The 12,461-nt window shown below is 37.8% G+C and carries 13 protein-coding genes; 5 read left to right on the forward strand and 8 right to left on the reverse strand.

Annotation, left to right across the window (positions count from 1 at the left end; translation table 11 throughout):
- Window positions 1-212: 212 nt before the first annotated feature.
- A complete protein-coding gene (locus Q0X72_RS12255) occupies window positions 213-1,430 on the forward strand; it encodes an LETM1-related biofilm-associated protein (RefSeq protein WP_297765877.1) in 1,218 nt (405 codons plus the stop codon).
- Window positions 1,431-1,482: 52 nt separating this feature from the next.
- Here the strand turns inward: Q0X72_RS12255 and Q0X72_RS12260 are convergent, their stop codons facing one another.
- From Q0X72_RS12260 to Q0X72_RS12280, 5 genes are all read right to left on the reverse strand, one after another.
- A complete protein-coding gene (locus tag Q0X72_RS12260; protein WP_297765879.1) occupies window positions 1,483-2,238 on the reverse strand; it encodes a LytTR family DNA-binding domain-containing protein in 756 nt (251 codons plus the stop codon).
- A gap of 45 nt (window positions 2,239-2,283) precedes the next feature.
- Window positions 2,284-2,628: a 2TM domain-containing protein gene (locus Q0X72_RS12265; RefSeq protein WP_297765882.1), complete on the reverse strand. Its 345-nt coding sequence runs from the start codon at window positions 2,626-2,628 to the stop codon at window positions 2,284-2,286.
- A gap of 2 nt (window positions 2,629-2,630) precedes the next feature.
- The gene (locus Q0X72_RS12270; protein WP_297765884.1) at window positions 2,631-2,954 is read right to left on the reverse strand and encodes a 2TM domain-containing protein; all 324 of its coding nucleotides are present in this window, start codon (window positions 2,952-2,954) and stop codon (window positions 2,631-2,633) included.
- A gap of 20 nt (window positions 2,955-2,974) precedes the next feature.
- Complete coding sequence (locus tag Q0X72_RS12275; RefSeq protein WP_297765887.1) at window positions 2,975-3,277, reverse strand: 2TM domain-containing protein; 303 nt, start codon at window positions 3,275-3,277, stop codon at window positions 2,975-2,977.
- 152 nt (window positions 3,278-3,429) lie between these two features.
- A complete protein-coding gene (locus Q0X72_RS12280) occupies window positions 3,430-4,752 on the reverse strand; it encodes a 2TM domain-containing protein (protein WP_297765889.1) in 1,323 nt (440 codons plus the stop codon).
- A gap of 249 nt (window positions 4,753-5,001) precedes the next feature.
- Between Q0X72_RS12280 and Q0X72_RS12285 the strand changes: the two genes are divergently transcribed.
- Window positions 5,002-5,622, forward strand: coding sequence for an FMN-binding negative transcriptional regulator (locus tag Q0X72_RS12285; protein ID WP_297765891.1), 621 nt, complete (start codon window positions 5,002-5,004; stop codon window positions 5,620-5,622).
- A 24-nt stretch (window positions 5,623-5,646) separates the two neighbouring features.
- Here Q0X72_RS12285 and Q0X72_RS12290 read toward each other — a convergent pair whose 3' ends face one another.
- Both Q0X72_RS12290 and Q0X72_RS12295 read right to left on the reverse strand, forming a co-directional pair.
- Window positions 5,647-6,381 carry a response regulator gene (locus tag Q0X72_RS12290; protein ID WP_297765894.1) on the reverse strand — a complete coding sequence of 245 codons (735 nt, stop codon included), beginning with the start codon at window positions 6,379-6,381 and terminating at the stop codon, window positions 5,647-5,649.
- 2 nt (window positions 6,382-6,383) lie between these two features.
- Window positions 6,384-8,345, reverse strand: coding sequence for a histidine kinase dimerization/phosphoacceptor domain -containing protein (locus Q0X72_RS12295; RefSeq protein ID WP_297765898.1), 1,962 nt, complete (start codon window positions 8,343-8,345; stop codon window positions 6,384-6,386).
- A 182-nt stretch (window positions 8,346-8,527) separates the two neighbouring features.
- On the opposite strand from Q0X72_RS12295, the gene Q0X72_RS12300 reads away from it, so the two are divergent.
- The 3 genes from Q0X72_RS12300 (at window position 8,528) to Q0X72_RS12310 (ending at window position 10,392) form a co-directional block, all read left to right on the forward strand.
- Complete coding sequence (locus Q0X72_RS12300; protein WP_297765901.1) at window positions 8,528-9,040, forward strand: ester cyclase; 513 nt, start codon at window positions 8,528-8,530, stop codon at window positions 9,038-9,040.
- Window positions 9,041-9,090: 50 nt separating this feature from the next.
- Window positions 9,091-9,861, forward strand: coding sequence for a hypothetical protein (locus Q0X72_RS12305; RefSeq protein ID WP_297765904.1), 771 nt, complete (start codon window positions 9,091-9,093; stop codon window positions 9,859-9,861).
- Between the two features lie 147 nt (window positions 9,862-10,008).
- Window positions 10,009-10,392: a hypothetical protein gene (locus Q0X72_RS12310; RefSeq protein ID WP_297765907.1), complete on the forward strand. Its 384-nt coding sequence runs from the start codon at window positions 10,009-10,011 to the stop codon at window positions 10,390-10,392.
- A 250-nt stretch (window positions 10,393-10,642) separates the two neighbouring features.
- On the opposite strand, the gene Q0X72_RS12315 is transcribed toward Q0X72_RS12310, so the two are convergent.
- Window positions 10,643-12,346: a PorP/SprF family type IX secretion system membrane protein gene (locus Q0X72_RS12315; protein WP_297765910.1), complete on the reverse strand. Its 1,704-nt coding sequence runs from the start codon at window positions 12,344-12,346 to the stop codon at window positions 10,643-10,645.
- Between the last annotated feature and the right edge of the window lie 115 nt (window positions 12,347-12,461).

Genomic DNA, 12,461 nt, shown 5'->3' on the forward strand with positions numbered 1-12,461 from the left:
TGTCTAACTAGAAGCTGCTGTTATAAATTTGGTTTTGCATTTGGTCTTTACCCATTATGAAATGACACCTCTATCTTTTCAGTGAACTTTTAGCAACCAGGTATTTTGAACAATAGTATATTCCTACAAGGATAATTTTCTGCGTTGTAAAGGAGTTTCAGGTACTTAAAAAAGTTTAATTTTGGCGTACTTTCGTCATAAATTTTGGAGACATGAATCCTTCGGGTCCAGGCTGGATAAATAAATTTGGTGAAGTTGTTATTAATAAGGCTGGGGTGTATTCTGACTTTTCTACCCTATATGAGAGCCTTAAAAATAATGGCTTTGTTTACGGTATCAATGTAAGGATCCCTTCCTTTATAACCATAGAACATAAGCCCTCAGAGGATGAAATGGCAAAGATAAATCTAGTTTCTGCGCTGTATTTTACCTATTCCCTTGAGCGTAGAGAAACCAGTTTTGACGATTTTGTAGAAACTATTTTTACGTTTTACAAAGAATTGAATGTAAGTCAGATCTCCTTTCTCAATAAGATATTAACGGGAAGTAAAACTTCGGCACAGCTCGAAAAATTGATCGATTCCAGGGTTTATCTCGAAGACAATGTCATCAGTCGAACCTTTAACAGCATCATTACTAATTCCTTGCTATTTATTGACGTACTTACCTTACGTCATTACTTACGAGGGGGTGATAAAATAAGAGAACACGCCCAAAAACTGGAGTACCTTGCAATCAATATCACATATCACGCTCTAAACGCTAAGGAAAAGAACAAATCGGACGAAAAACTTTCCCAATTATTCGCTGCCTCCCTCTCCTTTATTGATGATGATGAGTCACATTTTGACGGTTCGTACCGCGAAGTGCTGCTTACCAATTATTCCCCCTGGGAAAATCAGTACTTTTTAGATGTAGCCAGTCTTACCGTATGGGAAGACTATTCTTTGGATTACAAAGAGTCCGAATTTATTTACGGAATTGGAAAAGATATGGGATTCCCCGAAGATCAGATCGCCAAATCACTGGAAGATATCACCATCTTTTTTAAGAAGAACGTCCAAAATATTTCTTTTTTAAAGGATACAAACATGGCTGTACAATTTTATGACAGTATGTCTAAAGTGGTCAACAAACTCATCCTGAGAAATAGTAAACGACTCCAAAAGGAATTATCAGAAAGTAAAGAACTGGTCTATCTAATTTCCAAAGGTGCGGTTAAAGACTTAAGTGCTGATGAAAAGAAAAAGATACAAGATCAGTTAGTGGATGTCTTTAAAAGTGTTCCTTCCCTGGCCATTTTTTTGTTGCCGGGAGGAGCTGTTTTATTGCCTATTTTTATTAAATTGATACCAGCTTTACTTCCTTCTTCCTTCGACGAGAACAGAGTGGCTAAAAAAGATAAAAATACCCCCGAAAAGCCACTATAAGAAAAATCTATAGCGAGTATTAATCATCTTGTTTTCAGATATTTATTTAGTTTTATTCTAACCATAACTTAAAGTCGCGTACACGCTCTCTACTTACTATGATTTCCTGATCTGAGGTCTTGTTTAACTTGATCTGAAGTCTGGAATTGGTATAGGAAATGATGTCTTTGATGTGGTTGATATTAACAAAGAATTTCCTGCTTACTCTAAAGAATATTTTAGGAGTTAGTTCTGTTTCCAAATGTTCCAGAGTGGTGTCCAAAAGATATGATCTTCCATCTACGGTTGCAGCATAAGTGCCTTTATTTTCACTGTAAAAACATTCAACATCATCTGCATGAATGATCTTGAGGTGCTGCCCTACCCTAACCGTGAATCGTTTTTTATATTCCCTTTCTACCGGATTGACCAGTAGCTTTTTTATATCCTCAAAATCGATGGCCAATTTTGGAACCGTTGTATTTTGAGATTTGAATTGATTGACTGCCTTTTCAAGTTCGTCTTCATCAATTGGTTTTAGCAAATAATCTATACTATTCAACTTAAAGGCCTGCAAGGCATATTCGTCAAAAGCAGTTGTAAAGATGATGGCACTTTTAATATCGAGTACTTCAAAGATCTCGAAAGAGAGTCCGTCCGATAGCTGGATATCTAAAAAAATAAGGTCCGGATGGGGATGGTTCTGAAACCATTGTATAGATTCTTCTACGGAGTGAAGTATCATGGAAGCTTTGACGCCCAGAGACTCTAACATCCTTGCTAATCGCCGGGCCGCAGGTTTTTCATCTTCAATAATAAGTACATTCATAATAATCTTCAGGTATTAGCTGTGTACAATAGCAGCCATATTATACTACAAGGAATTCTCATTTCTGTATTCTTCCTTCAGGATCTTCTGCAGTTGTCGTTCTTCCCAGGCTTTAATAAAATTGATCTTAGGATTAAATACGCACAGTCCGTGGATCAATAGCCCTATACCCCATAGTATTGGAACACTGAGGACATTCCAAAAAAGCCAAAACACAACCTTCGTATTTACCTCAGGGCTATTAATTTCTAAAAAATCGATCCCCCTAAGACCAAAATATAACAGCACTATATTTACTACAATATAAACTGTAAGATGACGGTAAAACCGTTTTATCTTTTTAACTCGTTTTTTTGCTTTTCTATAAGCGGCTAGTCTTGCTTCTTCCATGATTACTTATATTTTTCGGCATCGCGTTTGTCTTTGTCAATGTATTTCTGGATCTGTCTTTCCTCCCAGTTCTTTCCAAGAATGGGATTGAAATTAAAAACCTTGGCTGCGTGGAAAGCCAGCCCTATTCCCCAGAAAAATGGGGTAAAAAAGGTGCCGAACTGCCAGAACGTATCCCCATCGTCTAAAGCGCGAACTAGGATATTCACCATAATAAAAGAATTAATTATGATATAAATGGTAAGATGAATATAAAAGCCCTTTAGCTCCTCCACCCGTTTTTTTGCCTTTTTTAACTTATCGTTTTCAATATCCTGATATTCCATATCTATTGATTTTACTCTTATTATTCCCAGCGTTTTATGTCGTCCTCATCTCGCATTAATTCTTTGATCTTTCGCTCCTCCCAGTCGCGTCCAAAAAACGGATTGAGATTAAAAGTACCTATAGCGTGAAATACTATACCTATCCCCCAACCAAAAGCTGCCCAAAGGAACCACATGTATACCCATTCATTGGTTAGGTAATTTATGACCGCCAGTCCTGAAATAACTATTACATATGAGGTTAGATTACCGTAAAATTTCTTTAATCGCTCTACGCGATCTTTGGCTCGCAAGTACTTGTTCTCTTTGCTAAAGTCTTCCATGATTAGTGTTTTAAATGGTTTTTATTGATGCCTCTAAATTCTTAATAATCTACTCATTTTCTAAAAGAACTGAACCCAATTGTTGATTTGTGATGATGAATTGTCTTTTCAGTTATAAATAGGATCTTTTTACGTTCATATCAAAGTTCTTTTTAAAATTCGTCCTTCTCCATAAATTCCTTTATCTTTTTTTCCTCCCAGCTTTTTCCCCATAGAGGATTATAGCCATAGGCCTCCATCCCATGAGTAACTACACCAAAGCCCCAACCTAATGCGGGGAAAATCACCCACGGGAAATCTGTAGTTCTGTAATTGATCCATGCTAAAAAAGGGATCACAATACAATAGGCCGTTAAATTCCCTAAGAACCCTTTAATGGCCTCCACCCGCTCTTTTGCCTTCTGATAGCGCTTGTCTTCTATAAATGCTTTTTGTGTTTCCATACTTTCAATTTGTTTTGTGAGCATAGGTAGTTTTACACTGAATTCCGATGCTGTTTTATCAATACTTACTTTTCTATTCGATAAGATGGTATATCGTTGCTGTATATTGCGGAGACCCACCCCACTGCTTCTTTTCACTACCTGTTTTTCCTGTAGATTATTGCTTATTACCAGGCATCCATCTTCTTCAAACACCCTTATTCTCAAAGGTTTTTCTGAGGTGATCACATTGTGTTTTACCGCATTCTCCAAAAGCAACTGCAATGATAGAGGGACGATCCTGGCTTCGGCAATACTGCATGTTTCCGGTATATCGAAAACAATACTATCTTCAAACCTCATTGTCAAAAGTTTAATATAGGTCCTCGCAAAATCAAATTCCTCATTCACCAGGACAAGATCTTTATTCTTTTGTTCCAGAACATAGCGATACACTTTTGAAAGCGCTGTGGTAAACCGCTGGGCCTGCTGAGGATCTTCTTCAATAAGACTAGTAAGCACATTCAGACTATTGAAGAGGAAATGCGGGTCTAATTGATTTTTCAGGGCATCGAACTTGGCAGATGCTGTTCCGGCAATGATCTTTTGTTCCTTTATTTTGCTATCCTGTAATGCTTTGTAAAAGTAAAAGGCATGAATAAAAAGTGACACTATGAGGGTAATGACAAGGGCTATTACATAATAATACACTTGTTCATTGGCAATAAAATTTTCAAAGGTGGCTCCATAAATGATAACTTCTACGAACCATCTTACCATCCCAAAGGCAAGGACCGTAAAGATCACCGATCCTATGGCCCCAAACCAAAGTCGTTTCTGCGCCTGTGTTTCCCAACTATACCGCTTACTGGCATAAACATGGAAATAGGAACTAACAGCAGTTAGCACAAAACTGTATATGAATGTTATTCCTATCCTCTCAAATAGTTCCATAACCACAACCGTTTGTCCAAAGTTGATTATTAGGTTCAACAGCACTATCCCTGCAGTTATTAGAATGGAGACCTTTATGACCTTGTTTAGTTCTTTCATGTATTTCGTACTTAAAAGGGTAGCTATAATCACCTTTCGCTTAAAGGTAGCAAAAAGATGATTTTTTTCTTAAGAAGCACTAAAATTGAAAGCTAATTATTGCTTCTCCCTTATCACACTGCAAATCTCTATTCTTTTCTTATCAATTTAAAACTAGTTATACCCAATTGTATTATTCCATGACCCATCTGTAGAATAGTGCACTTTAAAATGGCATATTTTCCATATTTTTATTGTTTAGCCTAGTGTATGTATATCCCATCAAAATACAAGAATGAAGACCTGTCCGAAGTAAAGGACTTTATAAGATCTAATGCTTTTGCAATCCTGATCAATCAACTTAACGGCAAGCCCTGGGCGACTCATACTCCTCTTGAATTGGATAAGGATAAGGATGGGCATGATATTCTTATAGGTCATATTGCAAGGGCTAACCCACAGTGGAAAGCATTTGAAGCCAATTCGGAGGTATTGTGCATTTTTAACGGACCTCATTCTTATGTTTCCTCATCCTGGTATAAGGAAGAGGAGGTACCTACATGGAACTATATTGCTGTGCATATTTATGGAAGTCTTACAGTAATGACAGAATCTGAAGTGCTGACCTGGTTGGGCGGCCTGGTAGATCATTATGAAAAAGATGAGAAAACACCCCTATCTATTAAAGACTTGTCCCCTGCCACACTTAGACAAGTTAAAGGCGTTGTTGGGTTCCGAATCAAAATTAATCAGATTCAGGCTGCTTATAAGTTATCTCAGGGTAGAGAAGAAGATCATACCAGGATCATCCATGAACTTCAAAACAAAAAAGATCCCGGTAGCCGGCAAGTGTCACACATCATGAAAAAAAGAGGAAACAAAAAAACTTAAAGCTCTTTTTTTTTCAAGTAAACCTTATATGGTTTGCAAATGCTTCAGCAGTGCCTCTTTATACGATTTACTTAAGGGGATTACCTTTCTATTGATCTCTACATGGCTCTCGGCTACAACATCGAGGCGAGTGATATTTACGATATACGATCTGTGTACCCGGACAAAGACTGAGTTAGGTAATTTATCCTGCATTACCTTAAGTGTGGCGGTCAATAAATAATACTGTTTAGAGGTAACAATTTGACAATAATTCCGATCTGCCTCTAAAAACAATATATCGTCCAATAAAAGTTTTACCATCTGACCATGGTGCCTTATAAAGATCCGGTCGTTGAGGAACTCAACAATCTCTTCCTTCTCCGCTGCTTTTTTATTTGTTTTATTTATTTGCTCTTCCACCAATGACAGCGTGCGGTGCAGGGCTCTCATATTGATTGGTTTTGCGATAAATGCGAACGGATGAGTTTTCTTCGCTTTTTCAAAAGTAGCTTCATCATTGTTTGCAGTTATATAAACAATGGGGATGTCTATAGTGGTTTGCATGGAATAGGCGGTTTCTATTCCGTCTATACTACCCTTCAAATTGATGTCCATCAATACTAAATCCGGAGTATTAAGCCTTGCATGGATAAGGGCCTCTTCACCCCTAGATTCTATACCTGTGATCTCATATCCTAATTTTGATAATTGCAGAGAAATGTTAGCTGCAATGATCATATCATCTTCTACTATAAGAACTCGTGTTTTCGATTCCATTTCTAAGCGGCTTTAGGAAGTTGAAAATCAAATGTTACTACCGTACCCTGATCAACGGCCAGGTTCATTACACCATCTAACTGTGCTGTTAACAGCGCAATAAGCTGTGTGCCAAAACCAGTCCCCACCGACTCTTTTGAGGCACTTTTACCTATCCCATTATCGGAAACCTCAAGGTGCAAAATAGAATCATGTTTTTGTAGACGAATACAGATCTTGCCATTAGAATTGTTTGGGAAGGCGTATTTAAGCGCATTAGACAGGAGTTCATTGACAATAAGTCCTATTGGGATAGCATGATCTATATCTACGTATAAGACATCCATATCGCACTCTATCGCTATTCTTTCTCCCATGCCATAGGTCTGAATGACATGATTCCCTAAATTATTAAAATAGTCCTTCATTTCTATTTGCGACAAACTATTTCCTTGGTACAATTTCTGATGAATCATACTCATACTTTGAACGCGTTGTTGGCTTTTCACCATAGCCTCACGGATCTTAGGGTCGCGTATCTGTTCAGATTGCAGGGACAACAGACTGGTAACGATCTCCAGATTATTCTTCACCCTGTGATGTATCTCTTTAAGTAGGAATTCTTTTTCCTCATTTTTTATCTGAAGTAATTTGTTCTTCCTCTTATTATTTCTAACAGCTTTAAACAATAATAATAAGAAGAGAAAAAGAAGAATAGACACAATCATTATCAATGTCTGCACGGCTTGTTGTTTTTTGATCTGGGTATCTTGAAGAAGAATGGTATTCTCTTTTTTTGCTACATCAAATTCCGTTTGGATCTGAGACATTCGTTCTGCCGCTTCTGCCGTAAAAACTTCTTTCTTTAGTTCATCATACCTTTCAAAGGCCAAATAAGCTTCCTTATAACTATGGCTGCCGGCAAAGGCCCTCCCAAGATTTTGGTACGCTTCACTTAAATAAAAAGCATCGCCAAAATCTGCTGTGGCCACTTCAATACTTTTTTGAAGACTAATTACGGCCGATAGATATTTACCCTGCAGGTTTTGCAATTTTCCCAAGGATAACCATGCTCTCATCAGCATAAAATTATTATTCAGTTGCTCACTAAAAGAAATAGCCTTGAGAGCGGCTTCTTCTGCATGAGTGTATTTGTTTAGTTTGCCATAAAGATCGGCCAGTGAAATATAAACATCACTCAGATTGTTATAAAATCCGTATCGTTCTCCTATGGCAATAGCATGTTCAAAATGGGTACGTGCTTTTTCTAATTCCCCGTTTGCCAGATAATTATTTCCCATCACATACAATGTAAAATCATAGTCGAGATCGTTCATCCCAATTGTTTCAAATAAGGTCAAGGAAAGCAACCCTTGTTCTATTCCTTTGTCATATTTCCCTTGTTTCCAGAAAAGATTACTTAGATCGCTATGTGCAAGTGCTCTGGCGTGCAAGTCGTTTAACTGCTCCCCCAGACGAAGTGATCTTAAAGCATATTCCGCAGCCTTAGTAAGATCGCCCCTTCTTTCATAGACATATCCCAGTTGGGTATATAGAAAAGGCAGGTCTTTCTTATTTATATGGTTTTGTGCTAAATCTAAAGTGATCTGGGCACTATCTAACTGCTCATTTCGAAGTAAAATAGCTCCCTGAGTGATCCTAAAACGCGCTAACCATTTTAAACAATCCTTGGCAGTCGTTTCTCGCAATCCAATTTTAGTGAATTCATACGCTTTTTTAAGGTCGCGTGTATGCCAATAATACGCCAGATCATTAAGGATCATAAATTTAAGAGAATCCGTGGGTGCTTTTGTGTAAGCAATTTGAAGTGTGTCCAGGTACGAGGGACCAAAATTATCGGTATCTATAAATACTCTTTTGTAGGAATTTTCCTTATCAAAGTCGATAAGTTGGGTCGCGCCAAAGAACCCGTGCAGTAAAGCAAAAAAGGTGATCAAAACGACTTTAAAAAAACGATTTCTCATTTCTTAGATCTTCTCATTTAAATGGAAAAATAATGATTTCGAAACTTTGGCTAAGTAAACTACCCTTCTCGGACAGTATAAGTCAGGCTTCGTCCATAAATAACTTATTATCTGTTTTTTTATTCCTTACTTCAATAAGATTAAGTGTTCAGCTCCTTGATCTGCAATGGAAATTAAGCCGAATGAAAAGTGCTATCCTTTTATCAATATTGCTACTAACAGGACTTTTTGGATGCCAACCCGTCTCAGAAGAAGGAACAGATAAAAATGAACGGCAGAAAGCAGTGGTTAACATGTACGTAGATTCTTGTTGGAATAAGCATAAGTTACTTTCGATTCATGAATTGATGACCAAAGATTTCACCAGAAACCTAAACGGAATTACTGTGGCCAACGGGCAAAAAGAATTTGAAGCATACATAAAGAACTTTATTCGTGCCTTTCCTACAATGAAGATCAAGATAGATACTATGATCGAAAAAGACCGGCAGGTAGTTACTACCTGGACGTTTGAAGGAACTAACACCGGAGAATTTGCAGAATATTTGCCTACCGGGAAGAAAGCTAAAGTGTCTGGAGTTTCACTTTTTCGATTTAATGAAGAAGGAAAAATAATAAGGGAGGATACTTATTACAATGAACTATACCTATTACAGCAATTGGGATACACTTTAAATCCACCCAACCTGAAATAGGGTACAAAAACCTGGAAATAACAAACATTTACTAATTTAATTGAACAACTATGAAAACACTAAAACAATCCTTAATCCTTTGTGCAATGATCTTGTTGATCCCCCTCGGAAGTATGGCACAAGACATGGCCAAAAATCAATCGTTCTGGGTACACGAAGATGTGGTTAAACCCGGGATGATCTCAGAATACGAGGCCGTCTGTAAAGAATTACTTGGCCATTTAAATACACATAATATTCAGGAAGCCAACTTTATTGTCACAAATACCGCAGATAACAGATATCTCTACGTTGGACCTATAGATAATATGGCTGATCTGGATAATTCTATTTTTACTTCCTTAGCAGAAAAAATGGGGAAAGAGAATATGAATGCCCTGTTCAACAGAATGGACAAATGTTATGATGTGGAACATGATTACATCATTACAATAGATAATGATCTTTCATATCAACCCGGAGGTATCAATCAAACCCCGGAAGGCGAGAATTATAGAAAATTTCACTATTTATACGTAACACCTGGCAACAGGGCGATGGTTAAGGAAAAAATGAAAGCTGTAAAAGATATGTTCGCCAGTAAAGGATCCAAGGTATATTATCGCGTTTATCGCAGCGGTTTTGGTACGCGTGGTGAATTCTATATGGTAGCCGTTGCTGCCAAAGACCCACTAGACTATGCTCAAAAGGCTATGGCTAATGATGCCTTACTTGGAGAGGATGGAAAAAAGACCATGTGGGATCTCTTTAGCAACTTATTAAGCTACGAAGAGTTTGTAGGACAAATGAGACCAGATATGGCCTATTCGTCTTCCAATTAGCCCACCCAAGTTTAAATTAAGGTATTTACTAAAGCAAACTATCAATTAACCAACCATAGAAAAGACCCGGAACTATCCGGGTCTTTTTACTATGGACAATTAACTTAAAACACTTAACTTTAGAGACAACCATAAACACAGACTACTATGTTACAAAGTAAATTTTGGCAAGGATTCTTTGCTATAGCACCTATAGCCATGTTATTTCTTGGTTTGATCGCCTATTTTGTATTCCTGTTCTTTATTTTAAATAATGTAGATGCATTAGACAATCATTCAGGAAATTATTCGGCCTCTTTAATTTTAGGAAATGTTGGCGCTTTTGTACTCTTCATCCTAGTGGCCATCTGTGTGTCTCTGGGGAGCCTTGTTTTTTATATTGTTCATGCCGCTAATAATCCTAACCTCAGGGAAAACAACATGCTTCTTATTTGGATTCTATTATTCGTTTTTGCCAATGGAATTGGACAACTCATTTATTGGATCGTTGAGATCATCAACAAACGAGAGCAACAGACTTTGCAAACTTAAAAATGAGATGCAGGAAATTTTGCTTCCTTTGCCAGAAATTTCTATGATCTGGAAGCAGAAGAATAAGTGAAACAGTTGTATGTAAAGGAGACTACTAATGAAGTCTAGCGATACCAGCTTAAAACAAGAGCCTTTAATAAAGGGGTTAAAGTCTTTTTAGCATGGCAGATGATAAGGGCGCAGACCTAAGTGAGCAAGCGCCCATCACAGCAGCTGAAAAGCTGATCAACACTACCTGGGTATCCCTGAATTAATCATCAAAGTTTAAGGTAGCCATTCTAGAGCTATTGGTTTTCTCAACACTCATGATCCATAATTCATTACCGTATTTCTCTCTAAAATTGGTTTTCACTGTTTCAAGGTCTTCCTGAGTACCTTCATAATGCGCCAGGTACACATAGTTAAACCCATTGATTGGATTTTTGAAATATCCGGCCTTAATACCTTGGCTTTTGAGATCGGCAAGGAATTTATCCAGATATTCCTGCGTTTCAAAAACATTTGCAATTACATAGTGCCCGTCAGGAACACCAATCAGATTGCCAAGCAGAGAATGAGTCGCCTCTTTTTTGTTCGGCGCTATGGACAGCTGGCTTAGCTGATTTAAGGAATCGAGATTCTTCTGCATTTGCAGTTTCATGGCATCACTAAGGCGTTGCTGCTCGCCCGCCTTGTTAGGAGTGGGTCCTTTGGCCAACAAGCCTTGCTGCTGCTTGTCAAAAGCCATTTTTACGTCGTTGAGTTCTCGTCTGTTACTGCGTACGGCCAATTCAAATCTTCGTTCAATTTCAGAATTGATGGAATTTTCCAGGGAGTCTAGTTTATATATCAATTCATTGATCACCGCATAATTAGCGCGATTCAATTTGCGAAGTTTATCCATCTCCAGAAAAAGTGGATTTTTATTCTTCTTAATCCTCCTTTTTACATCGAGGTAATCTGTATCTTTTTCTTCTTCCGGTTCTCGTTGCACCATATCCTCAGTGAGGGTTGGTATAAAGTTATAGGCTATGGATACCTCATGCGTAATCCCAAAATTGTTAATATCCTGGGAGAATCCTCGTTCGAAGTTATATCCAAGGGATAAGCGCTTATTTACATTAAATCCAGCACCGGCAGATCCGCCGTAAAAGCTATCATATCCAGCCTGTATCCAACCAAGACGAGGAAGGTCTAAAATGATCCCTCCTCCAAAAATAAGTTCTTCCTCACCTGCCTTGCGTATCCTGGCTAATGGCATGAGTCGGCCATCTTGCAAAATGCCATCGGCATACTCAAAGTTTCGGGTATATTGTAAATGTGCTGAAAATGATTTTTCATTGAATTCTGTCAGCGATTCACCTGTTTTAAGATTAAAATCGAATATGTTCTCCGCAAAAACACCAACATCAAAACTACCGAAAGACAGATTGAGCCCGGGCTGAAAAGCAATTATAGAATTCTCGTTGAAACCTGCCAATACAGGATCCTCTTCATTTGTAATAGCCCTTGCTTCATCAAAACTACTTCGATAATAAGGAATATTTAACCCAAAGGTTAAATTGCTATTCTCGGAAAGACGAATACCATAAGCGTAATTCGTCAGGATACCAATATTGGAGACCAGCCCTTCCCGCTGATTATAAACACTGATCCCAAGCCCGGTTCTATCATTGATCCTACCGCTATAACTCAGAAAATAATTTTGATAATTGTCGTCGAAATAGGCCGACTGGCTTCTATGGAAAAAGTTTATATACGATTTATCTTCCCGGACCGTGGAAAAGGTAGGGTTGATTAGAAATCGATTGAATTTTAGGAGATTTTGAAAAGGTACATTGTAAGAAACATATGGTGTTTCTTCCTGGCTAGAAAGGTGTCCCGAAAATAAAAGACTCAACATAATCAATGCCCAAAACCTAAAATGGACAACACAAACAGAATCCTTGAAAATAGATAGATTATTGCAGAACATGGCACAAGTATTTTCTGCACTAAATCATAGCTCCTTTTACAAGGTGGGATCACCTTTAGCCAAGAATAAAAAAATAAAATTAAGAAGGAGTAATTTCTAGTACATAGGTTAATAG

This window comes from uncultured Muriicola sp. (assembly GCF_947258935.1).
In the GTDB taxonomy this organism is placed as follows: Bacteria; Bacteroidota; Bacteroidia; order Flavobacteriales; family Flavobacteriaceae; genus Muriicola.

What these genes read in the sequence shown, in the direction of transcription:
- Q0X72_RS12255 (WP_297765877.1), top strand. Translation starts at nt 213, where the DNA reads ATGAATCCTTCGGGTCCAGGCTGGATAAATAAATTTGGTGAAGTTGTT.
- Q0X72_RS12260 (WP_297765879.1), bottom strand. Translation starts at nt 2,238, where the DNA reads ATGAATGTACTTATTATTGAAGATGAAAAACCTGCGGCCCGGCGATTA.
- Q0X72_RS12265 (WP_297765882.1), bottom strand. Translation starts at nt 2,628, where the DNA reads ATGGAAGAAGCAAGACTAGCCGCTTATAGAAAAGCAAAAAAACGAGTT.
- Q0X72_RS12270 (WP_297765884.1), bottom strand. Translation starts at nt 2,954, where the DNA reads ATGGAATATCAGGATATTGAAAACGATAAGTTAAAAAAGGCAAAAAAA.
- Q0X72_RS12275 (WP_297765887.1), bottom strand. Translation starts at nt 3,277, where the DNA reads ATGGAAGACTTTAGCAAAGAGAACAAGTACTTGCGAGCCAAAGATCGC.
- Q0X72_RS12280 (WP_297765889.1), bottom strand. Translation starts at nt 4,752, where the DNA reads ATGAAAGAACTAAACAAGGTCATAAAGGTCTCCATTCTAATAACTGCA.
- Q0X72_RS12285 (WP_297765891.1), top strand. Translation starts at nt 5,002, where the DNA reads ATGTATATCCCATCAAAATACAAGAATGAAGACCTGTCCGAAGTAAAG.
- Q0X72_RS12290 (WP_297765894.1), bottom strand. Translation starts at nt 6,381, where the DNA reads ATGGAATCGAAAACACGAGTTCTTATAGTAGAAGATGATATGATCATT.
- Q0X72_RS12295 (WP_297765898.1), bottom strand. Translation starts at nt 8,345, where the DNA reads ATGAGAAATCGTTTTTTTAAAGTCGTTTTGATCACCTTTTTTGCTTTA.
- Q0X72_RS12300 (WP_297765901.1), top strand. Translation starts at nt 8,528, where the DNA reads ATGAAAAGTGCTATCCTTTTATCAATATTGCTACTAACAGGACTTTTT.
- Q0X72_RS12305 (WP_297765904.1), top strand. Translation starts at nt 9,091, where the DNA reads ATGAAAACACTAAAACAATCCTTAATCCTTTGTGCAATGATCTTGTTG.
- Q0X72_RS12310 (WP_297765907.1), top strand. Translation starts at nt 10,009, where the DNA reads ATGTTACAAAGTAAATTTTGGCAAGGATTCTTTGCTATAGCACCTATA.
- Q0X72_RS12315 (WP_297765910.1), bottom strand. Translation starts at nt 12,346, where the DNA reads ATGTTCTGCAATAATCTATCTATTTTCAAGGATTCTGTTTGTGTTGTC.